The organism is Collinsella sp. AM38-1BH, from assembly GCF_003467545.1.
Taxonomy (GTDB): Bacteria; Actinomycetota; Coriobacteriia; order Coriobacteriales; family Coriobacteriaceae; genus Collinsella.
The window spans coordinates 67,412-91,636 of record NZ_QSHC01000009.1; the positions used below are offsets into that span (position 1 = coordinate 67,412).

The following is a 24,225-nucleotide window of genomic DNA, read 5'->3' on the forward strand; positions in this document are numbered from 1 at the left end:
GCTCAACAAACAGGGGGCGGAGATGCAGCAGGTACATGTATCTCCGCCCCTTTTGCGTCGAGAAGTTATGCCGGCGACCCGAGCCGCCACGCTCGCGTTATCCGCGCTGCGGACCTGCAGTAGCCACAAGCGGTTCAAGGCCCAGCTCGCGTGCGTAATCCTCCTGCGTAAAAATCTCAATCAGCTCAAACGTGTCGGATTCGTCGTCAAACGCAAAGTGCAGCACCGAGCAGTTGCCCGGCACACGGTCGCGCTCGTCTGCCGCCGCGCCCTTCACGTGATCCATAAACTCCTTGATAGCCGAGCCATGACTTACCGCGAGCACGCACGCATGGTCCGGACGCTGCATAAGCTCGGTCAGCGTCGCCACCATGCGCTCGCGCACCTGCATCTGGCCCTCGCCGCCAAACTGACGATAGAAATCGCGCCACGGGCGCTCGGGCATAAGCATCACGCGCTCGGCCTCAAAGTCGCCAAAGAACCACTCGCGCAGTCCGTCCAGACGCTCGTACGCCAAGCCCGGCCACAGGTTGGCGATAGTCTGCTCGGTGCGATGAAGTGTGGAGGTGTAGGCATGATCGGGCTCAATGCCGCGCGCACGCAAAAACATGCCGGCACGCGCCGCCTGGTCGCATCCCAACTGCGTAAGCGGCGAGTCACTCCAGCCCTGAATAATACGCTTAAGGTTGAATATTGTCTGCCCATGACGGACCAGATACAGATCTTTATTCATAGGGGTCCTTTCGTTCGTTACCAACCCAAGAGCGAAAACGCCCCGTCGCAATAGCCAAAATGAAGCACGGCACCGTTGTCGGGTAGTTCTCCCTCGCCAGTCACATACTCAAGAAACTCCTGGCAGGCTGAGCCGTGGGAAACCGCCAGCACGCAGTCGTGCTGCGGCCTGGCCATGATGCGGGACAGCGCCGCGACCATGCGCGACTGAAGCTGCACTTCCGACTCGCCGCCAAAGGCCACCGGATAATCGCCCCAGGGCTGCGGCGGCATCTCGCGATTTGATGTACCCTCCAGCGAGCCCAAATGCCACTCGCGCAGGTCATCGACCAGCTCTATCGAGCGGCCCTCACCAGCAATTAGCTCAGCCGTACGCCGCGCCCGGCCCAACGGGGAGGAATACACATGGTCAAAGGCCACGCCGCACGCCTCAAACGCCGCGCGCGTCGCCAGCGCCTGCTGACGCCCGCGCGCCGTAAGCGGCGAATCGTGCCAGCCCTGCAAAATGCTCTGCACATTGAGCTCAGTCTGCCCATGCCGCACCAAATACAGATCGGCCACATGCCCTCCCCTCGTACCACCACAAAGGGGACAGGAGTCTTTGTGGTGATTTTGCCGCCGGATTGCGCCGCAACGACGCACAACTACAGCAGCACGTCGGCAAGCGGACGCTTGGGCACGTGATGCACCTGCGCCCCATCGCGCCAGTAATTGATAGAACCATCCGGGTTGGAATCGATCGCATCGATGATCTGCGTTTCGGCCGGAACGCCAAACGCCATGATCAGCTTGAGCTCGTATCTGTCGTTATCGAGCCCCATGGCATCGATTGCGCGGGGCGTAAAGGCCTTGAACATGCAAGCCGCCACCTCGGGCGTTGCGCTGCGCGCGGCGAGCATCATCGTCTGAGCCGCGATGCCCGTGTCGACCTCGGTGATAGGCGCGGCGGGCTTGCCGGGAACGGCGCGCTCGGCAAGAATCGCGATGTAGCCGGTCGGGCGCTCGCCCTCGGCAGGGCCCGGCCAGTCCTTGAGCGCGCCGGCCCATGCGAGCTCGTCAAACACACGAGCGCAGTCCTCGGCGTCGCTCACCACATGAAAACGCAGACGCTGAGCATTAGCGCCGCAGGGAGCCAGGTGCGCCAGCTCTGCCAGCTCAAGCAAAAACTCGCGCGGTACGCGCATGGACTCGTCAAATCGACGGCATGTGCGGGCACGACGGACCAGCGCGTCAAACGATTCCAGACCGAGCTTTTCGCAACCTTGCTTTGCCATCAACTCCACGCTCGACGGCGCCGCGGGAACAGCTTCGTTCATAGAGACCCCCAATACAAGGCAATTGTTCTTAGGAAAATCTAACCTAAAACGCAGGCAATAACGAACAGAGCCGCAGTGTTCTACACCTGTTGAATAGAAAAACGCGACATGGGGAACAACGAGAACAAATCGGGACCTTTGGGTTACACTTCGCCCTCCCCGACCCATACGCCGGTGCCTTTAGGCGATACTTGTTGTAGCAACTGCGACATACGCCGCAAAAACAACAATGACGGCAAACGCCGCGCGGAAAGGAGACCTCATGGGCATCTTTAAGAACGACGACCAGCAGTCGAATCTGTTTGGATTTGACGAGAAAAGCATGGCAGGCAAGGCAATCAAGGCCGTGCGCTGGATCTACGCCGTCACGGGCGTCATCGCGCTGCTTGCCGGCATCGCGCTGCTGTTTGCGCCCGCCAAGTCCCTCGTCTTCCTGACGACCGTCCTGGGCTTCTACTTTGTGATCACGGCTGGCGTCAGGCTGTTCACCGCCATTTTTGAGCCGCTGCTGCCCGCCGGCTGGCGCGTCACGAGCATCATCTCCAACCTGCTCATCATCCTGGGCGGCGTCATAATCCTGCGCAACCAGGCCTTCTCGACCGCGACGCTCACCACGCTCGTGGTGGTCGTGGCCGGTTTTGGCTGGATCGTCGAAGGTGTCATGTCCATTCTGGAGTCCGAGCTTTCGTCTAACCGCGCCCTTGCCATCCTGAGCGGCGCGCTCTCCATCATCGCCGGCATGTTCGTGTTTATCTATCCACTGTGGTCGGCAAAGATGCTCGTCATCTTTAGCGGCGCCGCGCTCCTGGTGTTTGGGGTGACGCTGATTATTCGCGCTATCCGCTTTGGCAAGCTGGTGCGCTAGATGCCGCGAACGCTGTTTATTGATGCTGACGCCTGCCCGGTCACGCGCGAGTCGATCGACTGCGCGCGGCGGGCGGGCGTCGCCGTGGTGATTGCCGGCAACAGCACGCAGAACCTGGAGCGGCACATTCGCCGCGACGATCCACGTGATGCCGAGCACGCGCGACGCGGCTTTTGGGTCACCACGCTCGATGTGAGCGTGGGCGCCGATAGTGCCGACTTTGCCATTGTCGAACGTCTGCAGGCGGGCGACGTGGTCGTGACGCAGGACATTGGCCTGGCGAGCATGGTGCTCGGCCGCGATGCCTCCGCCATCGGCGTGCGCGGGCGCGTGTACGACAAGGCGACCATCGACACGCAGCTGTTTATTCGTCACGAGGAAAAGAAGGTGCGCCGCGCTGGCGGTCGCACCCGCGGGCCAGCAGCCTTCACCAGCGAAGACCGCGCCCGCTTTAAGCGCAACCTCACCGAGCTGCTGCGCTAACCAAGGCAGATTTTTGGGACATGCCTAAAACTCTGCCTTTTTGTTTTGGACGGTGTGAGCGCTCAGGATCCGTGGCTCAACAAAAAACGGGCTTCAAAATGCCATGCGTCGCCGCATTGTGCAGACGCCGTGCATGGCTATTTTGAAGCCCGTTTTGTTAGGACTACTTAGAGGCCAAAGGCAGATAGGACGAGGCCCCAGCCCGCGCCGATGACATACATCATGACCAGGAACACGGCGTTTTCGCGAGCGCTGCGGTTGGTGCGGAACAGCACCAGGTAGCCCACGCCGGCGGAAATGAGCGTGCCGGCGAGCATCGGCGCCAGCTGCAGCGCGCCTTCCAAATACAGTTGCGTAATGACCACGCTCGCCGAGCAGTTGGGGATCAGGCCGACAAGCGCCGAACCCAGGACGGCGAGCGTCTCGTTGCCACGCAGGAACTGCTCGATCGCAGATTCGCCAAAGGTCTCGAGCACGGCGACCAAAATCAGCGTCACCAGGAAAATGAATACCGATACCTGCACGGTATGCGAGATGGCGCTGCGGATAATCGACAGGACGGGCGCGCCTTCATGGGAGTGAGAGTGACCATGGCCATGATGGTGTTCATGCTCGCCCTCATGACCGTGATCGTGACCGTACCCATGCCCGTGCTCGTCCTCGTCCTCGTCGTCATCACAACCGCAATGGTCGCGCTCGCACAGCTCATGGATGTGATCGGCGCTCACGCCCGCCTCGGCCACCTCGTCGATGATGTCACCGCCGCTGTGGTCATCGTGCGCGCAGTTAACGTGCGCCGGATTGACCGCGGTCCCCAGCACGGTACGACGAATCGCCGCATGCGCACGAGCGTTGCGACGCAAACCGCGAATGGCGGCATCTACGATAAAGCCCGTGACCAGTGCGATCAGCGCTTTCGAAGCCAAAAGCATCGCCATAGTCTGCACGGGAACCTGCTCGGCAAGTAGCAGCGGCAGCATCTCGTCGGAGGTCGAAAGAAACACCGCCACCAGGGTTCCCAGCGTCACGACACGACCGGCGTACAGCGTTGCCGCCATGGCCGAAAAGCCGCACTGCGGCACCATGCCCAGCAACGAGCCAACGACGGGGCCAGCGGCGCCGGCACGCTTGATGGCGCCGTTGACGTGCTCGCCTGCCACATGCTCGAGCGTCTCGAGGGCCAGATATGTCACCAATAAGAACGGCACCAGCGCGAGCGTGTCCTTGCCGGCGTCGAGCAGAATATCAATCAGCAAATCCATGACGGATGGAACCTTTCGTGTCTTTCGGCAGCATTGTAAAAGTCCTAGCGGTCAACTAGGGTATTGTAGTTGTCCTAGGCGGGATGCCAATAGTTGCCCATGGTAAACTATCATCTCGCCACATCTCAATGAACCCGAGCCGCGCGGTGCGGCCCGTCCAAGGAGCAGTTATATGAACGTTTCACAAGCACTCGAATACGAGCGCCAGCCGTTTATTCCCATGTTTATCTATGGCGATCACGGCGCCATGGAGTCCGAGCGCCAGAAGGGCGAAGAGGCCCTTAAGGTGCTCGAAACCGAGTACTTTACCGCCGAGGGCGACCCCAGCTTCGACTTTGCCACCGTGCGCGACCTGGCTGACCGCAACCGCGACCTGTGCGACCAGATTGGCGAGGCACGCCTGCGCAACGTGACGCCCGCGACGCTTTCGCGCGGCCTGTCCGATGCCGACACCTGCGCCGCCATCGGCAAGATGCAAAAGCGCACCGCCGCGTCCGTTATGCGCGAAATCCGCGGCGACCGCGACGCGCTCGGCGTGGCCTACGCCCGCAAGCCCATCCAGGGCACCGTGCTCGGTATCGACATCGAGACCACCGGCCGTGCACCCGAGCGCGGCTATATCATCAACGTGGGCTGGGAGATCATGGAGCTCACCAGCGACGCCGTCCCGCATGACGCCGAGGCACACTACTGCGGCCTGCCCGACATCTACCGCGGCGAGGATGTGCCGCTATCGAACATCCATCACATTACCTGGGACGACATCGACGGCAAAAAACCATTCCGCGAGAACAAGGAACTGCAGAAGCAGCTGCTCAAACTTATGAAGAAGTACCCGTACATGGCGCATAACGCCGCGTTCGAAGACAGTTGGTTCAAGATCCACCTGGACGGTTACGCCGAGGCACGCCGCGCCGGCAAGATCATCGTCATCGACTCGCGCCAGATCTGCCGCAGCCTGGATGCCGACGTCCGCTCGCTCCCCCGCGAGTCCGCGCCCGCCGCGCTCGAGAACTGGGCGCGCCGCCGTGGCACCCTCGCCGCCGACGCCAACGAGCAGCACCTGGGCCTCGACGACACCGACCTCATGCTCCGCACGGTTCAGGCCGAGTTCAACCTCAAGAACCTATTCGCGAAATAACCGATCCATCTGCGGGAGCGCCTGCCAGGCACAGCGCAATCCGTCTGGGCACACCGACACGCAGTAAACTAGGGCGCAGCCTTATGCTGCACCCTAGTTTTCATCAAAACGAGCAAATACGCGTGCTTCACATAGTCGGCAGGTTGGCCCACCTACATTTTTCGAGTTGTTCGGCCAGCTGAACCACTAGTCAAGGCCCCTTGAACCGCAATCGAAGCTAAAATCGCCTTAATTTCGCAACCAAGCCCCATAAATCTACCTGAATCAATTCGAATAGGACGTTGCGATCGCACCTATTTGTATAGGATAAGGCCGAATAACTCAAATTATGTTGGTGAGGCATCTGAGCGGTCGGCAAAAACGCTTAGAAGCTACGAATCCGCAACTAAAGTTCATCAAAAAGGGGCAGCCGGCAGAAACCTCCCCAGCCAAAGCTGCTCCCTCAATACGACAGCTCAAAAACCCACCGTTCGCAGAAGATAAGCCGCGCCCCAATACCGTTGCCCGAAGTTTCGGGCGTATGCGGCGTCCGCTATGCCATCATGCGCGTATGGGAATCATTCTGTCACATACCACGGCACGCGCTGTATACCAAACAGCCAACTCGCTCGCAAGCTACGCGACCGGTCCCATACCTATGGAAAAGATCAGGGTGTCTGCGCCGACCACGTCCGACCTGGAAGCGGCACGAGCATGGCTCAACAGAAAGAATGTCGATTCTGAACGTATCCATGTGCTGACGTTTTCCAATAATGCCAAAAGGCACCGCAAGGGCTGCATCTGCCACTGCACGCACTATACGTTTGATGCAGAAAGCTACCTAGAACTCGAGCCGAACGTCTACATCGTCGATATCAAGCTGTGCGCGTTAGAAGCAACAGCCGACCTCAACCTTTCGGAGCTCGTTGAGTATTACTTTGAAATCTGCGGCTCCTACGCGCTTGGAACGTCCGACGAAACTCAATATCGCGAGCGCCCAGCCCTAACCAGCGTTGAAGAGCTCAGAGCCTTCTTTTCAGAGGCACCGGGGTATCGTGGATCTAATAAAGCACTTAAGGCACTTTCTTATGTACACGAAGGCTGTCGCTCCCCACTCGAAACGGCGTTTGTCATGATGCTGACAATGCCCAAGTCAATGGGTGGCTTAGCCATACGCGCTATCAAAACGGATTATCCAATCCCAGTCCCCAAAAGATACGCCGCCCTAACGCGACGGACGGTTTTCTACCTCGACGCGCTGCTCGAAAATTCGATGACCGATATCGAATACAACGGCTTTTACCACGACGAACCCGAGCAGCAATCAATTGACGAGGAGCGCCGAAACACGCTGCGAAACATGGGATATGCCGTTATCACAGTTAATCGTCATTCGTTTTTCAAACAGTCCGCTTTTAAACGGGTCATGGAAGCGATTCGCATTCGCGAGAAGATATGGCCCGGTCGACTCCCGGATAACTTCGCCATCCTGCAAGAAACTCTTCGTCAATTTGTCTTGCGGCGCTACTTCGAATACGGTCGCCGCGTCCTGGAGACACTCAAAGAAGAAGAGGCCGCCAAGCGCGAAATTGCAAGCCAATATCCGCAAGCTGATGACCCGAGCATCAACGATGTGCCCGAACCCGACGACATGCAACACGTCGGGGCCCTTGCTGAGGAAATCAATGGGGCTTGGGAATGCGACATGTTCGCAAAAATCGATGAAAACCGCACGGAAGACGACACGATTATTGATCTAATTGAGAATTCGCTCTTCTAAAGGCGATCTCTGCGGATGTCCACCTACATTTTTCGACTTATTCGGCCACCGATGTGCCAGATTGGCTGCAGCAATGCTCAATATAACTTTAGATAAAACTGATTCTGCAGGAACTCCCGTAGAGGAAGAACTGATTCTCGCGGTATTTGACACGATAAAGTACAAATATGAACAGTTCTAATGCTTCTCAAGGTGGCTTTCTTAGCATGCTAGCCGAACATCTCGAAATATGTTGGCGAGCATTGCGTCGATGTCTCCCAACCCACAGAAAATCGCAGAGGCGGCAAGCAGTCATCGAAATTAACGCAAATTGTATTGACATATGAACATACACTCATATAATCGAAAGCAAGTTATATGAGCGCATGTTCATATGAAAGGATATTGCAATGAGCATCCGCGTTGATGAAACGAAACCCGACATCGAGGCCACCGAACCCGCGATCCCCACCACCTGCTCGCCCGAGGACCTTCCCGACGAGGAGCTTCTCTACGACCTCGCCGACCTGTTCAAGGTCTTCAGCGACACCACGCGCATCAAGATCCTTTACGCCCTCATGGGCCGCGAGCTCTGCGTGGCAGACATCGCCGAAGCGACCGAAACCTCGCAGTCCGCGGTGTCGCACCAGCTGCGCACACTCAAGCAGTCGCACCTGGTTAAATTCCGGCGCGACGGGCGCAATATCCTATACTCGCTCGCCGACGACCACGTCTACACCATGCTCAACCAGGGCATGAGCCACATCTGCGAATAGCAGCCAACCACGGTACCAGCGCGGCCTGCACCCAAGCCGCAAAAACGGGAAAGGAACCCACCATGAAAAAGCAGTACAAGCTCGATGAGATCGATTGCGCCAACTGTGCGCGCGAGCTTCAGGACGAGCTGGCCAAGCTCGAGGGCGTCAAATCCGTGTCCGTCAACTTTATGACCCAGAAGCTGACGCTCGAGGCCGATGATGCTGAGTTCGACGAGGTGCTCAACCGCGTTGTTGAGTTTACGGCCGACGCCGAGCCGGACTGCGAGATTATTCTCTAGCCCAGGTTTACGCCAACCTGCAAGGCCGCGCTTGCTGCGGCCTTTGCTCGCGAAATTATATGAGCGAATGTTCATACATTCAAATGGGAGGATACGAGTCATGGCCACCGCCGACCCCAAAAAGAAAAAGAAGAAGCGCAAGAAAAAAGAATCACTCGAGCATAAGCGCAACCGCATCCTGGTAGCGCTGGGCATTTTTGCCGTGGTGTACGCCCTCGATGAGTTCAGCACCCTTACCGCCGCATTCGGCACCCCGGGCGACATCTACGCCAGCTTTGTGCTGTTCCTCGTGCCGTTTTTGATTGCCGGCTACGACGTACTGCAAAAGGCATTCAATAACATCCGCCGCGGCAAGGCCTTCGACGAGAGCTTCCTCATGGCCGTCGCAACCATCGGCGCATTTGCCATGGTGCTCTTCCCCGACACAGACCCGCACATGGCCGAAGGCGCCGCCGTCATGCTGTTCTACCAGGTCGGCGAGCTGTTCCAGGCATACGCCGTGGGCAAGAGCCGCAAGTCGATCAGCGCCATGATGGACATCGCGCCCGACTACGCTAACGTCGAGCAACCCGACGGCTCACTCGAACAGGTCTTCCCCGATGACATCGCGGTCGGCACCGTGATCGTGGTCAAGCCCGGCGAGCGCGTGCCTATCGACGGCGTCATCGTCGAGGGCGAAACCCAGCTCGACACCGCCGCCCTTACCGGTGAGTCGGTCCCCCGCCCGGCCAAAACCGGAGACGATATCATCAGCGGCTGCATCAACATGACGGGGCTCATCCACGTGCGCACCACCAAGCCCTTTGGCGAGTCCACCGTCGCACGCGTCCTGGAGCTCGTGGAGAATGCCAGCGAAAAGAAGGCACGCACCGAGAACTTCATCACGCGCTTTGCCCGCATCTACACGCCCGCCGTCACCGGCGCTGCCGCGGTGCTCGCGCTCGGCGGTGGCCTGGTCACCGGTGCCTGGTCCGACTGGATTCTGCGCGGCCTGACCTTCTTGGTCGTCAGCTGCCCGTGCGCGTTGGTGATCAGCGTGCCGCTTAGTTTCTTTGGCGGCATCGGCGGCGCATCCAAGCTGGGCGTTCTCATCAAGGGTTCTAACTACCTCGAGACGCTCGCCGACGTGGACACCGTCGTCTTTGACAAGACGGGCACCCTCACCAACGGCACGTTCTCGGTGGTCGCGGTACACCCCGAGGCCGGCTATACCGAGCAGTCGTTGCTCGAAGTCGCAGCCCTTGCTGAGTCGTTCTCCGATCACCCCATCGCGCAGTCCGTACGTGTCGCCTACCAGGGCGAGGTCGACCCCAAGCGCGTAAGCGACTCCACCAACGACGCGGGCCATGGCGTGACGGCAACCATCGACGGCAAGCACGTCGTCGTTGGCAACGCAAAGATGCTCGCCGCGGCCGGAGTCGAAGCGCCCGATTGCGAGGTCGTCGGAACGATTCTGCATGTGCTCGTTGACGGCGTGTACGCCGGCCACATCGTGATTGCAGACACCGTCAAGGCCGATGCTGAGCAAACGATTCGCGACCTGCACGCCGCCGGCGTCAAGCGCACCGTCATGCTCACGGGCGACCGCGAGGAAGTGGCTGCTGCGGTGGCCAAGCAGCTGGGGCTCGACGAGTTCCACGCGCAGCTGCTGCCGGGCGACAAGGTCGAGCGCGTCGAGGCATTGCTGGCAGCCGAATCGGGCAAGGGCAAGCTCGCCTTTGTCGGCGACGGCATCAACGATGCGCCCGTGCTCACCCGCGCAGACGTTGGCATTGCCATGGGCGCTATGGGTTCCGACGCCGCGATTGAGGCCGCCGACGTGGTGCTCATGGACGACAAACCGTCCAACATCTCCCGCGCGATCCGCGTGGCGCGCAAGACCATGTCGATTGTTTGGCAGAACATCATCTTTGCGCTGGGCATTAAGCTGCTGATTTTGGTGCTGGCAGCGCTCGGCATCGCCAACATGTGGCTTGCCGTGTTCGGCGACGTAGGCGTGGCGATCATCGCCATCCTGAACGCCATGCGCGCGATGGGTGTCAAGAACCTGTAGCACTCGTGGTCCCTCCGGCCGGGGCCGGGCTTGGTTTTGAAAACGTCCTCGCGCATGAGGCCCGCCTTTCCTGCTCCTGCGGAGCAACGGAAAGACGGGCCTCGCGCTGCGGAGTGTTTTCAAAACCAAGCCCGGCCCCGGCCTGCGGTGACGTAGCTGGCAGTTCTTGGGCATCGCTTGCTGGCAGGGTTCCTTTGCTGAAATGGACTTGGCCGAAAGGGCCGCTGGTCCCGGTCGCTGGTTCGCGCTTTGCGCGAACTCCGCGCTACTGGGGGTTCGTTAGGATTCCGCCGCTTGGCCCGTCGCCTCGCCCCGGTTCAGCATCGCACTCAGTTTCTCGAAGCTTTCCTCGCTCAGGCAGTGCTCCATGTGGCAGCCCTCTTGCGACGCCACCTCGGCCGATACGCCTGCATCCTCCAAAAGCCCCACGAAAAAGCAGTGGCGCTCCCACATTTGGCGCGCGACCTCCAGACCGCGCTCTGTCAGATGAACATCTCGTTTGCCCATTTCGACATAGCCGTTGCTTTCCAGCGTCGCCATGGCCTTGGAAACGCTCGCCTTGGTTACGCCGAGGTACTCCGCAACGTCGATCGAGCGCACGATGCCCTGACGTTCCGACAGAACGTAGATCGATTCGAGATAGTCTTCTCCGGATTCACGTAGGGCCATGGGCCGCCTTTCGCGATGATTGCTAGTTAGCCTTTGGATACTTTTCACAGCTTACTTTACCGCAAAAGTTGCCCATGTCTTACTACTTTGCCTAAAAGTTAGCCGTGTTTCACAAAACGTGCGGGACGAAAACAAAATGGGGACGCCCCGCAAGGAGTGTCCCCAGGCGCCGGGTGCCGATCCACAGTTACATCAATCCAAAGTGCTTCGCGGCGTTGTAGATGCCGTCATCGTCCACGGCGGTCGTTACGTAGGTCGCCGCGGCCTTCACGGTATCCTGCGCGTTGCCCATGGCCACACTTGTGCCCACGGCCGAGAACATCGACAGGTCGTTCTCGCCGTCGCCAAAGGCAATCGCTTCACTCGCGTCGATGCCCAGGCGCTCGAGCGTCGCCGCCACGCCCAGGTCCTTGCCGCCGTTAGCGGGAATAATGTCGCAGAACAGGTCGCACCAGCGCGTGGTGAGCGAATGCGACACGGCGTCGGTCACGATATGTTCGTCGGCCGGGTCCACAAAGGCGCAAAACTGGTAGACCGGTGCGTCAAAGGCGTGCTCAAACGGCTCCTCGTGGTAGACGATTCCCGCGTTGCTGCCAGCCGTCACCACGCGCTCGGACAGGCGGTTCACAAACGAGTTCTCGCCCTGCATGCACAGCGAGTCGTAGCGCCCCTGCGCCACCTGGTCCACAATCACCGCAACGTCGTCCGGATCGATCGGACAGCTGCGGTAAACCCCCTCGGCATCAAAACAGTGCTGACCCGAGAGCGTAATGTACGCATCCCAGCCCAGGTCGAACAGCCAGTCCGGCATCTGGTAGGTCGGGCGACCCGTGGCGATCACGCATGCGATCCCCTGCTCGTGAAAGCTGTCGAGCACCTGCTGCGCCGACGCCGGAATCCGGTGGGTCTTAAAGCTCAGCAGCGTGCCGTCGATATCGAAAAACGCGGCTTTGATCATCCTCGTCTACTCCTCGCCCTCGAGCTTTTCGCTCGCCTCGAGCCACGCCATCTCCAGCTCGTCCATGGCGGCGTGAGCCTCGTCGATCTTTGCCTGCTGCTCGCCGAGCGCCGTGTAGTTGGTGGGATCGACTTGGGCCATTGCTGCCTCGGCCTCCTCAACGCGGGCGCGCTGCGTCTCCATCTTGCGCTCGAGCGAACTCACCTCGCGGCGGAGCTTCTGGCGCTCGGCGTTGGACAGGCCGTTGGGCTGACCGCTCGACTTGGGCTTTTCGGCCACAGCTGCCGCGGCACCGGTGTCGAACGTGCCGGTCTTGGCGCTCGGCGCACCCACGGGCTCGCCCTCGGCGGTGGCGTTGCACAGGCGCAGATACTGGTCCACGCCGCCGGGCATATGCGTCAGGTGGCCGTCGAGCAGCGCCCACTGCTGGTCGGTCACGCGCTCCATCAAGAAGCGGTCGTGCGTCACCAGGATCAGCGTGCCGGGCCAACCGTCGAGCAGATCCTCGACAATCGCGAGCATGTCGGTATCCAGATCGTTGCCCGGCTCGTCCAGGATGAGCACGTTGGGCTCGTCCAGGATCGTCAGCAGCAGCGACAGGCGACGGCGCTGACCGCCCGAAAGATCGCCGATGCGGCTCCAGAGCTGCTGCGTCGTAAAGCCCAGACGCTCGCAGAGCTTCTCGGGCGAAGTCTCCTTGCCGTCGATGACGTAGTACTTCTTATAGTTGCTGAGCACCTCGCGGATCGTGTCGCCCATATAGGGCTCGAGCTCCTCGAGCTGCTGCGACAGCACGCCAAAGCGTACCGTCTGGCCAATCTTCACGCGGCCGCGCGTGGGCGCAATTTTACCCTGGATCACATCGAGCAGCGTCGACTTGCCAGCGCCATTCTCACCCAAAAGACCATAGCGGTCGCCCGCACCAATGAGCCAGGTCACGTCAGAGAGCACCTGCTTGGGCGCGCCATCGGTATCCGCATAGCCAGCGTCCACGTCGACCACATCGATAACCTGCTTGCCCAGGCGGCTCACGGCTAGGCGCTTGAGCTCCAGCTCGTCACGCACGGGCGGCACGTCGGCGATGAGCTCGCGGGCGGCATCCACGCGAAACTTGGGCTTGGTGGAGCGCGCCTGGGCACCGCGGCTCAGCCACGCGAGCTCCTTGCGCGCCATGTTGCGACGACGCTCCTCGGTAACCGCGGCCATGCGGTCGCGCTCCACGCGCTGCAGGATATATGCGGAGTAGCCGCCCTCGAAGGGATCGACCTGGCCGTCGTGGACCTCCCACATACTGGTGCAGACCTCGTCCAAGAACCAGCGGTCGTGCGTGACCACGAGCATCGCGCCCTGGCCGCGCTGCCAGCGGGCCTTTAAGTGACGCGCGAGCCAGTTGATAGTGCGCATGTCCAGGTGATTGGTGGGCTCGTCGAGCATGAGCACGTCATAGTCGTCGATCAGCAGGCGCGCGAGGTCCACGCGACGGCGCTGGCCGCCCGAAAGCTCGCCCACCGTGCCCTCCCAGGGCACATCGCTAATAAGGCCAGCCAGAATCTGGCGCGTACGCGGACTCGACGCCCACTCATACTCGGGCGTGTCGCCCACGACGGCATGATGCACGGTGTCGGTATCGACCAGGTTGTCCTTTTGGCCGAGCAGACCGATCGTGGTGCCGCGACGGTGCGTCACGCGCCCGTCATCGGGCTCCAGCGTGCCGGCGAGCACGCTCAGCAGCGTCGACTTGCCGTCGCCGTTTTTGCCGACAATACCAATGCGGTCGCCCTCGCCCACGCCGAGCGTCACGCTATCGAAAATATGCTTGGTGGGAAACTCTAGGCTGACGGAATCGCATCCCAAAAGAATCGCCATATGCCCTGCTCCTTCGTAGAAATTCAACGTTGTCCATGATAGCAGCGAGCCCCACCCCAAACCACCACGAAGGCGCCTGTCCCCTTTGTGGCGGTCGTTTCGGTCGCAGAGCAAAAAGGCGGGCCATCTCCCAAAAGAGATGACCCGTCTCTCCAATCAGTCCCGTGACAACCGTGGCCGCCGCGGGCCTCAAGCATGTCCCGGACTAGGAGAACATGCCGGTGAGGTAATCATTCAGCCGCTTATCCTTGGGCCGTTGGAAAATCTCGTCGGTCTCGTCGTACTCGACCATATCGCCCATGTAGAAGAACGCCGTGCGGTTGGACACACGCGACGCCTGCTCTATGTTGTGCGTCACGATGACGATGGCGCGGTCGGCCACAATCGACGACATGAGGTCCTCGATCGCCAACGTCGAGATGGGGTCGAGCGCCGAGCAGGGTTCGTCAAACAGGATCACATCGGGGTTGAGCGCCAGCGTGCGCGCGATGCACAGGCGCTGCTGCTGACCGCCCGAAAGCGCGTAGGCGCTCTTGTCGAGCTTGTCCTTGACCTCGTCCCACAGCGCTGCACCGCGCAGGCTCTCCTCGACCATACGATCAAGCTCGTCACGGTCGGTAATGCCGTGACGCTTGGGCGCAAACGTGATGTTGTCGCGAATGGACTTGCGGAAAGGGTTGGGCTGCTGGAACACCATGCCAATGGAGCGACGCAGCTCGTACGTGTTCTCGGTCCTGGTGTTCACATTGCGTCCGCGGTAGTTAATCTCGCCCTCCACGCGGCAGCCGCGAATCTCGCGGTTCATAAGGTTGAGGCTGCGCAAAAAGGTCGACTTACCGCAGCCCGAAGGCCCGATGAGTGCCGTGATCTCGCCCTTGTGAAACTCGAGCGACGTATTGTGCAGGGCATGGTGGTCGCCATAGTACACGTTGACGTCCTTAGTGGAGAGCACGACCTCGTCGCTCACGGCCTTGCCGCTCACGCGCACGCGCTTCTCGCTCTCCCCCACGCTCGACAAAAAGTCCTGGGTCTCGGACGATGCCGCTTCGGTTGCGGGCGTTACACCCATCTCGCTCATTCGGCCGTCATCCTCCTTGCCAGTTGCTTGCCCACGATACGGGCGACTACGTTAAACAGCAGCACGCAAATCATCAGCAGCGCCGCGGTGCCCCAGACGATCTGCTGGGCCTCGGGGCTGCCCTCGCCATAGATCTTGTAGATATGCACGGCGAGCGACTCGCCAGGGCGGAACACGTTCCAGGCACAGGTGGGGCTCGACAGGTTAAAGCTCAAGAAGTTCAGGCGAACCGGCGAGCTCATACCCGAGGTAAAGAGCAGTGCTGCGGCCTCGCCAAACACACGGCCGGCCGAAAGCACGATGCCGGTCACGATGGCGGGCATGGCCTCGGGAATCAGGATGTGCAGCGTGGCCTCCCAGCGGGTAAGGCCCATGGCCAGGCATGCATCGCGCTGGGCCTGTGGCACGTCCTCGAGCGCCTGCTGGATCACGCGCACCAGGATGGGGATATTGAACATGGTGAGCGCGACAGCGCCGGAGATGATGGAGTACTTCCAGCCCAGCTGCACCGAGAACACCAGAAAACCGAACATGCCGACGACGATGGAAGGCAGCGAGGACAACGTCTCGATGGCGGTGGAGGCGATGTCGCGGATGGGTCCGTCCGGCGCGTACTCAACCAAAAAGACCGCTCCGCCCAGGCTGATGGGCACCGAGATGATCAGGGTGATCAGCAGCAGGTAGAACGAGTCGAACAGCTGGTAGAGCACGCCGCCCTGCGTTCCGTTGGCGCGCGACGGCTCCGTGAGAAAGCCCGGCTGGAACAGCGTCGAGATGCCCTCGAACAGGATATAGGCCACCATGGAGACGACGATGAGCATGACGATGGCGACGATCGCCGTCAACACGCCCGTGGCGAAGCGGTCCTGCTTTTGGACACGCCCGAGCCTCGCCTCGTCGATGTGGATACGCGTGCTAGCCACGAGCCTTCGCCCCCTTGCGGCCGATAAGGTGGATGATCAGGATGAAGATGAGACTCATGCCCATCAGCAGCAGGCCGAGCGCCCACAGAACATCGTCTTGGGCCGAGCCCTCGGCATAGACTGCCATGGACGTGGTGAGCGTGGTGGTGATGGTCGAAGCCGGCGACAGCAGCGACGTCGGCATGGCCTCGATGCCGCCGATGACCATGCGCACGGCGAGCGTCTCGCCAAAGGCGCGGGTCATGCCCAAGATAACCGCGGTCATGAGCGACGGCATGGCGGACTTGAGCACCACGTGCCAGATGGTCTGCCAGCGGGTGTAGCCCAGCGCGAGCGAGCCCTGGCGGTAGCCGTCGGGCACGGCGCGCAGGCCATCGACCGAAAGCGTGGTCATCGTCGGCAGAATCATGACCGCCAGCACGATGGCGCCGGGCAAGATGCCCAGGCCCGTGCTCACATGGAAAACGCTCTTCATAAGACCGACGACCACGTGAAAACCGATCAGGCCAAAGACGACCGAGGGGATGCCGGTCAAAAGCTCAATGAGCGGCTGAAAGATCTTAGAGCCAAACTTAGGGCTAATCTCGACCGCAAAGATGGCAGAGCCGATGGCGATGGGCAGCGCGATAAGCGTGGAGAGCACCATGACCGCAAACGAGGTGACGATCAGGGGCAGGGCGCCGGTATAGGGCAGGCCGTTTTCGGCTGTGTTGGCCAGGTCCCACTTGGTGCCGGTGAAAAACTCGACGACCGAGACGCCGTCCTTGACAAAAGCCGAGAGGCCCTTTTGGGCGACCATAAAGATGAGCGCGGCAACGACAAGCGTCACGAGCGCTACGCACGCGCCCGTGACGCCCAGGCCCACGTTCTCAAGGTCGCGCTTTGGCAGCTGTTTTGCCATTGCAAACCTTTCCGGGGCGATTACTTATTTAGCAGAGACCTTGCCGCTGGCGTCCTTGACGACCTTCATGGCAGAGACGGGGATGAAGCCCTGCTCCTCGACGAGCTTGCCCTGGACGTCGTCGGAAAGCATGAACTCCAGGAAGGCCTTGGTGGCCTCGTCGGCGTCCTTGGAGCAGTACATGTGCTCGGTAGCCCAGATCTTGAAGGAGTCATCAGTGACATTCTTGCTCTTGGGCTCGACGCCCTCGACCTTGATGGCGTTGAACTTGGAGTCATCGAAGTGCGAGAAGTCGAGGTAGGAGATGGCGTTATCGGTGCTGCCCATCTGAGTCTGGACGTCGCCGGACTTGTCGAGCTCGGCGTCGCCCTTAAAGTCGACGGCCTCGTCGCCAAAGACGGCGGCCTCGAAGGTGGCGCGGGTGCCGGAGCCGGCCTTGCGGTTGAGGACGACGATGGTGGCGTCGTCGCCGCCGACCTCCTTCCAGTTGGTGATCTGGCCAGAGAAGATGCCCTTGAGCTGCTCGAGGGACAGGTCGTCGACCGTCACGTTCTTGGAGACGACGGGACCCATGCCCACGACGGCGACCTCGTGGTCGACGAGGTTCTTGACCTGGTCGGCCTCGAGCTTGGTCTCGGCGAAGACGTCGGAGTTGCCGATGGTGACGGTGCCGGCGGCAACAGCGGTCAGGCCCTTGCCCGAACCGTTACCCGAGCCGGAGACGGAGACGTCCGGGTTGGCATCCATGAACTTCTCGGCAGCGGCCTCGACGAGAGCCTGGAACGAAGAGGCACCGTCGTAGGTCACCTCGCCGGAGACGGACTCGGCAGCAGCGGCGCTACCCTTGTCGGCGGCGTCGGATGCGCCGGAGCCGCCGCAGCCAACGAGACCGAGACCGACGATGCTGGCAAAACCACCAGCGAGGCCGAGGAACTGACGACGAGAATAAGCCTGATCGAGCATGATCTTCCTTTCGTACATGCGACTCGCGGGCACCCTGCCCGCTTTGCTGTTTGGAAAGATACGACCTCGATCGGGCAGCGCCCGCGCCAGCTGCGGTTTCTTACGGTCATTTGATAGACCCTTACCGCAAGCGCGACTCGGCTTTACAAACGAATAACAAACCCGCCGCCAAGCATGGCCCGCCTTTTACACCGGAGGAGTGTCGCCAACGACTATCCCACCGCAACAGAAAAAGCCCGGGCAAAAGCACCGGGCTCGTAATTCAAGTTTGTATCCAAGCAGGATATAGGGGTTTTCCAGGTGCCCGAGATTGCCCCGAAAGAGGAGCGCCGCGTACTTTGGTACGCAAGCGACGGTTTGAGGGGCAAGGTCGGGTGCCTGGGGAAGCCCTACAGCTCCAGCTCATTCAAGCGCAGGATTGCCACAATATAAATCTTGAGCGCCTGCTTGAGCTGCTCCTCGTTGGCGCACTCGTTGGGGCCGTGCATCTGGCCGCCCCACGCGGGCAGCTCCAGACCGGTCTCCTCGGGGCCAAACGAGACGGCGCGGGCAAAGTTGCGCGCGTACGTGCCGCCGCCCATGGCAAAAGGCTCGGCATGCTTGCCCGTAAACTCGTTATAGGTATCGATAAGCGCCTTCACGGCCGGATCATCGGCAGACACCGAGAACGGCACCTTTGCATGACCCAAGCGATACGTCACGTCAAAGCGACCCACGAGCGGCTCGAGCTGCTCGCGGATGGTATCGGCGCTCGTGCTGTCGGGGAAGCGCACGTCGATGACCTGCTCGATATGGCCATCCACCACACGGATGACGCCGGGGTTGCAGGTGAGCGGGCCAAACGCCGGACTCGTCGCGTCGATACCCAGGCCGCGGCCATAGGCGTCCGCATGCACAAAGGCCAAAAACTTGACAAACTCGTGCTCGGCAGGCGTCAGCAGGCGCTCGCCGCGGGCACCAAACGCATCCTCGGCCTCGCGCAGATACGCCACGATCAGGCCGACGGCATTGATCGTTCCCTCGGGCATCGAGGCATGACCGCCAATGCCGTGGGCGAAAATCTGCGCATGCCCGTTATCGAGTGCCGTAATCTCCAGGCGGTCGGCGTTCTCGACCGGCGCCGGCAGCTCATCAGCGGCAATCGCGAGCTCGCAGATAGACTGCGACGGAATGGCGTTGCTCGCCTCGGCGCCGCTCCAAAACACAATGCGGCCGCCGTCGATCTTGGAGCTCACAAACGTCGCCCCAAACTGGCCCTTCTCGGCATTGCAGACCGGGAACTCGGCATCGGGCGTAAATAGAAAGTCGGGGTCTGCGTAGTTCTCCAGATAGTGATGAACGTCGGACATGCCCACTTCCTCATCGCAGCCCAGCAGCGCGCGGAAGGTATAGCGCGGCACAATGCCGTGCTTGAGCAGATAAGCGCCGGCGTAGAGCGACAGCACCGCCGGGCCCTTGTCGTCGATCACGCCACGGCCGAGCAGCCAGCCCTCGCGGCGCTCCATCGCAAACGGGTCAGTGTTCCAACCAGGACCGGCAGGCACCACGTCCACATGGCAAATGGTCGCGAGCTGCTTGTCACCGCGGCCGGGAATGTCGGCGATGCCCACATAGCCCCCGTCGTCGCTCGTCTGGTAGCCGAGCTTTTGCGCGATGCCGAGCGCGCAATCGAGCGCATCACGGACCGGACGGCCAAACGGCGCATCGGGTTCCGCATTGGCAGAAACCGCCACGGACGGATAGCTCACCAGCCGCTCGATATCGGCGACGGCATCTTCCCAGACCTCGTCGACGTACTCGGTAACGCTCTGCTCCACCTGATTCATGGACGACCTCCTTACCAGTAAGGGGCAAGTGTGCCGCCCCTCACATCAAATACTTATATAGCGAAAAGTTTAGCAAGCTCGGCCACCGAGTGCACCACCGCATCGGCGCCCGCGGCCTCGTGCTCCCCCGGCGCCGCCGCGCCCGAATAGATGCCGATACACGGCACGCCCATCGCGTGCGCGCCCTCCACATCGTTAAAGCGGTCGCCAATCATCACGGCCTCATCGGCAATCGCGCCAAGCGCCGCCAGGGCGTCGCGGACCGAATCGGCCTTGATTTCGCGACCCTGCGGCGGATTCATGCCAACCACCGCCTCAAACTGAGAAAGCCCGAGTTCACGTACCATGTCGACGCACTTCACCTCCATGCGAGACGTCGCCACGGCCATGCGCTTGCCCTGAGCGGCCAACCCATCCAGCAACTCGGGGATCCCGTCGAACACGGGATACTCTTCCGGTCCCAGCTCATCAAAAAAGGCGCGGTACTCGTCGGCCACCACCAGCGACTCCTCGCGCGAGAAGCCATAAAAGTCGTGAAAGCTTTTCCACAGGGGCGGCCCGATCATACGGCGCAAATCGCCCATCTGTGCCTCCGAAAACCCGCGCGCAGCCAGCGTCTTGCGCGTCGAGGTCATCACCGCCCGACCCGTATCTGCCACCGTGCCGTCAAAATCGAACAACACAATCGGCCGCTCGCATAGCTGTAATGCCGCCATCGGCATCCCTCTTCCCCAGTTGATGATTTCCACACCGACACTTCAAACTGTTGACTATTCAACAATTGAACCTAGCAATGTAGAGCAACTCCACTATACTTGTCGCACTTTGCTCTCAGAAGGCGGCGCGAAAGCGCCCCAACGAAAGGTGCAATTATGTCTTTTGCCATCATAACCGACTCCACGTCGGACATCTCCCCCGCCCGTGCTCAAGAGCTCGGCATTTACGTGATTCCACTGCATGTGATTATCGAGGGCGAGGACCTGCTCGACCAGGTGCAGATTACCGCCGAGGAATACGTCGCCCGCATGGCTGGTTCCGAGCAGTTGCCGCACACCTCGCAGCCGAGCGCCGGCGAGTTCAAGGCACTCTTTGACCGCGTGCGCGCCGACGGCCACGATAGTGCCATCTTTATCTCGCTATGCAGCGAGTGGTCTGCCTGCTATGCCAACGCCAGCCTGACGGCCGAAACGCACGAGCTCGACGTGCGCTGCATCGATTCGCGCACTGGCTCGGGCGCCGAGGGCCTGCTGGTGGAGTATGCGCGGGCCATGCGCGAAGATGGCCGCAGCCTGGACGAAACCGAGGCGCAGATCCGCGCGACGCTGCCCGACGCCCACCTGCTGCTGATTCCCCGCACGCTCGAGAACCTCGTTAAGAACGGCCGCGCGCCCAAGCTCGCCGGCCAGCTCACGCATATGCTCAACATTCGCCTGGCCGTTTCGCCGGAGTGGCAGTCGGGCGAGATCAAGGCGAGCAAAAAGGGCCGCGGCGCCAAGCGCATCGTCGCCAACACCATGGCAGATTGCCTCGCGTTTTTGGACGAGCACCCGGGCTCAAGCGTGCGCGTGCTCACGACCGGCGCCGCCGAGGAGCAGGAACTTGTCAACGAGGCGCTCGCGGGCCAGGACTACGTAGACGCCGGCACCGGCCCCATCGGCTGCACCATCGCCACCCACGTAGGCGTCGATGCCATCGCCATCAGCTACTGCCCCCGCTACCAGCCAACTCACTAGGGACGCCCACATCAGTTGCGGTGAAATAGGGACTGTTTTTGGCTTATCAGCCGCAAATCAATCCCTATTCCACCGCAACTTAGAAGCAGTTCATTTGGGACGGGGCAAAAAAGACTGATATCAAACGTTTCAGACCAGTCTTTTTAGCCCCGTCCCATTTTAGCTACTCTACATCAGCCCGCTCAGGGCGATGTCGACGGCCTCGTTGAGGTCGTCGGTGATGTGCACCAGCTCCGGATCGAGCGGGCTGATCATACCGGCGTCCATCACCGGACCGTTAAGCCAGTCGAATAGGCCCTGCCAGTACTCGCTGCCTACCAGCACAAGCGGCATGCGCTTGACCTTGTGCGTTTGCACCAGCGTGAGCACCTCAAACATCTCGTCGAGCGTGCCAAACCCGCCGGGAAACACAATAGCGCCCGAGCTGTATTTGACGAACATGGTCTTGCGCACAAAGAAGTAGCGGAAGTCCATACCGAGGTTCACGTATTTGTTGAGCCCCTGCTCGTGCGGCAGCTCAATGCCCAAACCAACTGACTTGCCGTTGACGCTCGCCGCTCCCTTGTTGGCCGCTTCCATGATGCCGGGGCCGCCACCGGTGATAACCGCCACGCCGCGCTGGGCAATCTTACGCCCGACGGTGCGCGCCGCCTTGTAGAGCGTATCGGTCTTGGGCGTGCGGGCGCTACCGAAGATGGTCACCGCAGGTCCGAGCTCGGCAAGCGCGCCAAAGCCGTCGACAAACTCGGCCTGGATGCGCAGTACGCGCCACGGATCGGCATGCAACCAGTCGGTCGACTCCTCGGGCGCCAGCAGGTTAGCGTACGTATTGTCCTTAGGAATCATCGGGCCGCGCATGACCACGGGGCCGCGGCGGTACGTCTCGTCGTAGGAAGGCTCGCCCTCGACATTCTCGTTCTTAATCATGGGTACTCCTATCGAGAAAAAGAAAAACGGGCGGGGTCGACGCCATGCGCCAAACACCCGCCCGAACATCAACTATTCGGTATGGTACCCACGATGTATCAAGTGCTTGCAAGCTATCGGTTAGCGGTCGCGCAACCGACGCCGGCGAATGCGATGCCCGGCGACGGCTGCGCGCGGTCGATTGGCACGCGGTCTCGACATCGCGCGAGTGCCTGCAAGCGCCCGCGCCGCCCTTAGTAATCCACCGCGGCAGGGCTATTCATCCAATCGCTCACGAATGCACCATAGCGACCCTCGATAATGGCCTGGCGAGCACGCTGCATAAGGTTGAGCAGGTAGTAGATGTTGTGCATCGAAAGCAGGATGCCGCCGAGCATCTCCTTCTGCGTGACCATGTGGCGAATGAGCGCGCGGCTGTAGCCGCCCGTGCACACCGGGCAGGTGCAGGTGGGGTCGATGGGGCCGTCGTCGTGCGCAAAACGCGCGTTGCGGAAGTTAAGGCGACCTTCACTGGAGAATGCCGTGCCCATGCGGCCGGTGCGCGTCGGCAGCACGCAGTCGAACATATCGATGCCCACGCCCACGCCGCGCACGAGCGTCGTCGGGTTGCCGACGCCCATCAGGTAGCGCGGCTTGTGCTTGGGCATGTACTCGCTCACAAGCGGCACCAGGGTCTCGAACATGGTCTCGTGGTCCTCGCCCACCGAGTAGCCGCCGATGCCGTAACCGGGGAAGTCGCCGCACTCCTCCAGATGGCGCAGAGAGCGCAGGCGCAGATCCAGATGCATGCCGCCCTGGACGATGCCAAAGAGCGCCTGGTCATCGCGGGTGTGAGCCTTGTAGCAGCGCTCGGCCCACATGCTCGACAGCTCCACCGCGCGCTCAACGTAGGCGCGCGTGGCGGGATAGCCCGGGCACTGGTCCAGCTGCATGCAGATGTCGGAGCCGAGCTTCATGGCGATTTCCATGTTGTCCTCGGGCGTCCAGAACACGTGGCGGCCGTCGTAGTCGTTGACGATAAAGCGCACGCCCTCGTCGGTGAGCTTGACGGCGTCGTTGTGGCTGAACACCTGGAAACCGCCCGAGTCGGTGAGGATAGGACCGTGCCAGTTCATAAACTTGTGCAGGCCGCCCAGCTCGGCGATAGTGTCCTCGCCGGGACGCATGGACAGATGATAGGTGTTGGCAAGCACGATCTGGGCGCCGAGCTGTTTGACGGTCTCGGTGGGGATGCCCTTGACGTTTGCCTTGGTGCCCACGGGCATAAAGATCGGCGTCTCGATGTCGCCGTGCGGGGTGTGCAGCACGCCGGCACGCGCATGCGTCGTCGGATCCTCGGCGATCAGGTCGAATTTAAAAAGGCTCTGGTCCATAAACTGGAACTCCTTGGTTGCGGTTCATACGCAAACCATTATACGGGCAACCCGCAAGAAGCACCGACTCGACAGAAACTAGTGCATTAGGATCAGGTTCCCGAGCTAGTCGTTGGGGACGTTCTTAAACGACTGGTCGTTGGGGACGGTCTTCAGCGCCACCTTGCAAAGGAGTGTCCCAATCTGCCGGCACTTAGGGACTGTCCCCAAGTGCCGGCAAGAGTGTCCCTTTCAACTAGTCATTTAAGAACGTCCCCAACGACTACATCCAACAGCCAAGGGAACGCCGATGCTTTGTCAACGACAGACACTATGACCCAATCCGAGGGCACTAAAAAGATAGGAGCCCCCGCTCGTGACC

General features: G+C 60.9%; 23 protein-coding genes. 8 read left to right on the forward strand and 15 right to left on the reverse strand.

Annotated elements, in window-relative coordinates; translation table 11 throughout:
* Positions 1–97: 97 nt before the first annotated feature.
* From DW870_RS05360 to DW870_RS05370, 3 genes are all read right to left on the reverse strand, one after another.
* On the reverse strand, positions 98–733 hold the full coding sequence (locus DW870_RS05360) for a histidine phosphatase family protein (protein WP_117770196.1): 636 nt from the start codon (positions 731–733) through the stop codon (positions 98–100).
* A 17-nt stretch (positions 734–750) separates the two neighbouring features.
* Entirely contained in the window at positions 751–1,293 is a 543-nt protein-coding gene (locus DW870_RS05365) for a histidine phosphatase family protein (RefSeq protein WP_117770195.1), read from the reverse strand.
* Between the two features lie 83 nt (positions 1,294–1,376).
* A complete protein-coding gene (locus DW870_RS05370) occupies positions 1,377–2,048 on the reverse strand; it encodes a nitroreductase family protein (protein ID WP_158556918.1) in 672 nt (223 codons plus the stop codon).
* A 262-nt stretch (positions 2,049–2,310) separates the two neighbouring features.
* Between DW870_RS05370 and DW870_RS05375 the strand changes: the two genes are divergently transcribed.
* Both DW870_RS05375 and DW870_RS05380 read left to right on the forward strand, forming a co-directional pair.
* Positions 2,311–2,913, forward strand: coding sequence for an HdeD family acid-resistance protein (locus DW870_RS05375; RefSeq protein ID WP_117770193.1), 603 nt, complete (start codon positions 2,311–2,313; stop codon positions 2,911–2,913).
* Positions 2,914–3,396, forward strand: coding sequence for a DUF188 domain-containing protein (locus tag DW870_RS05380; protein ID WP_117770192.1), 483 nt, complete (start codon positions 2,914–2,916; stop codon positions 3,394–3,396).
* A gap of 167 nt (positions 3,397–3,563) precedes the next feature.
* Here DW870_RS05380 and DW870_RS05385 read toward each other — a convergent pair whose 3' ends face one another.
* Entirely contained in the window at positions 3,564–4,658 is a 1,095-nt protein-coding gene (locus DW870_RS05385) for a putative manganese transporter (RefSeq protein ID WP_117770191.1), read from the reverse strand.
* Between the two features lie 172 nt (positions 4,659–4,830).
* On the opposite strand from DW870_RS05385, the gene DW870_RS05390 reads away from it, so the two are divergent.
* The 5 genes from DW870_RS05390 to DW870_RS05410 all read left to right on the forward strand — a co-directional run bounded on the left by DW870_RS05390 (position 4,831) and on the right by DW870_RS05410 (position 10,647).
* Positions 4,831–5,799 (forward strand): hypothetical protein, encoded by a 969-nt coding sequence (locus tag DW870_RS05390; protein ID WP_006235437.1) that lies wholly within the window; start codon positions 4,831–4,833, stop codon positions 5,797–5,799.
* Positions 5,800–6,451: 652 nt separating this feature from the next.
* Positions 6,452–7,558, forward strand: a complete 1,107-nt coding sequence (locus DW870_RS05395; protein WP_117770190.1) for a hypothetical protein — start codon at positions 6,452–6,454, stop codon at positions 7,556–7,558.
* 389 nt (positions 7,559–7,947) lie between these two features.
* Positions 7,948–8,313, forward strand: coding sequence for a helix-turn-helix transcriptional regulator (locus tag DW870_RS05400; protein ID WP_055285819.1), 366 nt, complete (start codon positions 7,948–7,950; stop codon positions 8,311–8,313).
* A gap of 62 nt (positions 8,314–8,375) precedes the next feature.
* The gene (locus DW870_RS05405) at positions 8,376–8,594 is read left to right on the forward strand and encodes a cation transporter (RefSeq protein ID WP_022095001.1); all 219 of its coding nucleotides are present in this window, start codon (positions 8,376–8,378) and stop codon (positions 8,592–8,594) included.
* Positions 8,595–8,694: 100 nt separating this feature from the next.
* Positions 8,695–10,647 carry a heavy metal translocating P-type ATPase gene (locus DW870_RS05410; protein WP_199411382.1) on the forward strand — a complete coding sequence of 651 codons (1,953 nt, stop codon included), beginning with the start codon at positions 8,695–8,697 and terminating at the stop codon, positions 10,645–10,647.
* 279 nt (positions 10,648–10,926) lie between these two features.
* Here DW870_RS05410 and DW870_RS05415 read toward each other — a convergent pair whose 3' ends face one another.
* The 9 genes from DW870_RS05415 to DW870_RS05455 form a co-directional block, all read right to left on the reverse strand.
* Positions 10,927–11,316, reverse strand: coding sequence for a metal-dependent transcriptional regulator (locus DW870_RS05415; RefSeq protein WP_117770189.1), 390 nt, complete (start codon positions 11,314–11,316; stop codon positions 10,927–10,929).
* 187 nt (positions 11,317–11,503) lie between these two features.
* Positions 11,504–12,274, reverse strand: a complete 771-nt coding sequence (locus DW870_RS05420) for a Cof-type HAD-IIB family hydrolase (protein WP_117770188.1) — start codon at positions 12,272–12,274, stop codon at positions 11,504–11,506.
* Between the two features lie 6 nt (positions 12,275–12,280).
* Positions 12,281–14,140 carry an ABC-F family ATP-binding cassette domain-containing protein gene (locus tag DW870_RS05425; RefSeq protein ID WP_117877094.1) on the reverse strand — a complete coding sequence of 620 codons (1,860 nt, stop codon included), beginning with the start codon at positions 14,138–14,140 and terminating at the stop codon, positions 12,281–12,283.
* A 205-nt stretch (positions 14,141–14,345) separates the two neighbouring features.
* Positions 14,346–15,218: a phosphate ABC transporter ATP-binding protein PstB gene (gene pstB / locus DW870_RS05430; RefSeq protein ID WP_199573611.1), complete on the reverse strand. Its 873-nt coding sequence runs from the start codon at positions 15,216–15,218 to the stop codon at positions 14,346–14,348.
* A complete protein-coding gene (gene pstA / locus DW870_RS05435) occupies positions 15,215–16,141 on the reverse strand; it encodes a phosphate ABC transporter permease PstA (RefSeq protein ID WP_117770186.1) in 927 nt (308 codons plus the stop codon). The genes pstB and pstA overlap by 4 nt, the downstream gene beginning before the upstream one ends.
* Complete coding sequence (gene pstC / locus DW870_RS05440; RefSeq protein WP_006235426.1) at positions 16,134–17,042, reverse strand: phosphate ABC transporter permease subunit PstC; 909 nt, start codon at positions 17,040–17,042, stop codon at positions 16,134–16,136. The genes pstA and pstC overlap by 8 nt, the downstream gene beginning before the upstream one ends.
* Positions 17,043–17,066: 24 nt before the next feature.
* Positions 17,067–18,023 carry a phosphate ABC transporter substrate-binding protein gene (locus DW870_RS05445; RefSeq protein WP_233504641.1) on the reverse strand — a complete coding sequence of 319 codons (957 nt, stop codon included), beginning with the start codon at positions 18,021–18,023 and terminating at the stop codon, positions 17,067–17,069.
* Positions 18,024–18,394: 371 nt separating this feature from the next.
* Positions 18,395–19,831 (reverse strand): M20 family metallopeptidase, encoded by a 1,437-nt coding sequence (locus DW870_RS05450; protein ID WP_117770184.1) that lies wholly within the window; start codon positions 19,829–19,831, stop codon positions 18,395–18,397.
* Positions 19,832–19,884: 53 nt separating this feature from the next.
* Positions 19,885–20,580 carry an HAD hydrolase-like protein gene (locus DW870_RS05455; protein WP_233504640.1) on the reverse strand — a complete coding sequence of 232 codons (696 nt, stop codon included), beginning with the start codon at positions 20,578–20,580 and terminating at the stop codon, positions 19,885–19,887.
* Positions 20,581–20,703: 123 nt separating this feature from the next.
* Between DW870_RS05455 and DW870_RS05460 the strand changes: the two genes are divergently transcribed.
* The gene (locus DW870_RS05460) at positions 20,704–21,564 is read left to right on the forward strand and encodes a DegV family protein (RefSeq protein WP_117770182.1); all 861 of its coding nucleotides are present in this window, start codon (positions 20,704–20,706) and stop codon (positions 21,562–21,564) included.
* A 168-nt stretch (positions 21,565–21,732) separates the two neighbouring features.
* Here DW870_RS05460 and DW870_RS05465 read toward each other — a convergent pair whose 3' ends face one another.
* Entirely contained in the window at positions 21,733–22,491 is a 759-nt protein-coding gene (locus tag DW870_RS05465) for a TIGR00730 family Rossman fold protein (RefSeq protein WP_117848647.1), read from the reverse strand.
* A gap of 233 nt (positions 22,492–22,724) precedes the next feature.
* Complete coding sequence (tgt, locus tag DW870_RS05470; RefSeq protein WP_117848645.1) at positions 22,725–23,864, reverse strand: tRNA guanosine(34) transglycosylase Tgt; 1,140 nt, start codon at positions 23,862–23,864, stop codon at positions 22,725–22,727.
* Between the last annotated feature and the right edge of the window lie 361 nt (positions 23,865–24,225).

What these genes read in the sequence shown, in the direction of transcription:
- DW870_RS05360 (WP_117770196.1), bottom strand. Translation starts at nt 733, where the DNA reads ATGAATAAAGATCTGTATCTGGTCCGTCATGGGCAGACAATATTCAAC.
- DW870_RS05370 (WP_158556918.1), bottom strand. Translation starts at nt 2,048, where the DNA reads ATGAACGAAGCTGTTCCCGCGGCGCCGTCGAGCGTGGAGTTGATGGCA.
- DW870_RS05375 (WP_117770193.1), top strand. Translation starts at nt 2,311, where the DNA reads ATGGGCATCTTTAAGAACGACGACCAGCAGTCGAATCTGTTTGGATTT.
- DW870_RS05380 (WP_117770192.1), top strand. Translation starts at nt 2,914, where the DNA reads ATGCCGCGAACGCTGTTTATTGATGCTGACGCCTGCCCGGTCACGCGC.
- DW870_RS05385 (WP_117770191.1), bottom strand. Translation starts at nt 4,658, where the DNA reads ATGGATTTGCTGATTGATATTCTGCTCGACGCCGGCAAGGACACGCTC.
- DW870_RS05390 (WP_006235437.1), top strand. Translation starts at nt 4,831, where the DNA reads ATGAACGTTTCACAAGCACTCGAATACGAGCGCCAGCCGTTTATTCCC.
- DW870_RS05400 (WP_055285819.1), top strand. Translation starts at nt 7,948, where the DNA reads ATGAGCATCCGCGTTGATGAAACGAAACCCGACATCGAGGCCACCGAA.
- DW870_RS05405 (WP_022095001.1), top strand. Translation starts at nt 8,376, where the DNA reads ATGAAAAAGCAGTACAAGCTCGATGAGATCGATTGCGCCAACTGTGCG.
- DW870_RS05410 (WP_199411382.1), top strand. Translation starts at nt 8,695, where the DNA reads ATGGCCACCGCCGACCCCAAAAAGAAAAAGAAGAAGCGCAAGAAAAAA.
- DW870_RS05415 (WP_117770189.1), bottom strand. Translation starts at nt 11,316, where the DNA reads ATGGCCCTACGTGAATCCGGAGAAGACTATCTCGAATCGATCTACGTT.
- DW870_RS05420 (WP_117770188.1), bottom strand. Translation starts at nt 12,274, where the DNA reads ATGATCAAAGCCGCGTTTTTCGATATCGACGGCACGCTGCTGAGCTTT.
- DW870_RS05425 (WP_117877094.1), bottom strand. Translation starts at nt 14,140, where the DNA reads ATGGCGATTCTTTTGGGATGCGATTCCGTCAGCCTAGAGTTTCCCACC.
- pstB (WP_199573611.1), bottom strand. Translation starts at nt 15,218, where the DNA reads ATGAGCGAGATGGGTGTAACGCCCGCAACCGAAGCGGCATCGTCCGAG.
- pstC (WP_006235426.1), bottom strand. Translation starts at nt 17,042, where the DNA reads ATGGCAAAACAGCTGCCAAAGCGCGACCTTGAGAACGTGGGCCTGGGC.
- DW870_RS05445 (WP_233504641.1), bottom strand. Translation starts at nt 18,023, where the DNA reads ATGTACGAAAGGAAGATCATGCTCGATCAGGCTTATTCTCGTCGTCAG.
- DW870_RS05450 (WP_117770184.1), bottom strand. Translation starts at nt 19,831, where the DNA reads ATGAATCAGGTGGAGCAGAGCGTTACCGAGTACGTCGACGAGGTCTGG.
- DW870_RS05460 (WP_117770182.1), top strand. Translation starts at nt 20,704, where the DNA reads ATGTCTTTTGCCATCATAACCGACTCCACGTCGGACATCTCCCCCGCC.
- DW870_RS05465 (WP_117848647.1), bottom strand. Translation starts at nt 22,491, where the DNA reads ATGATTAAGAACGAGAATGTCGAGGGCGAGCCTTCCTACGACGAGACG.
- tgt (WP_117848645.1), bottom strand. Translation starts at nt 23,864, where the DNA reads ATGGACCAGAGCCTTTTTAAATTCGACCTGATCGCCGAGGATCCGACG.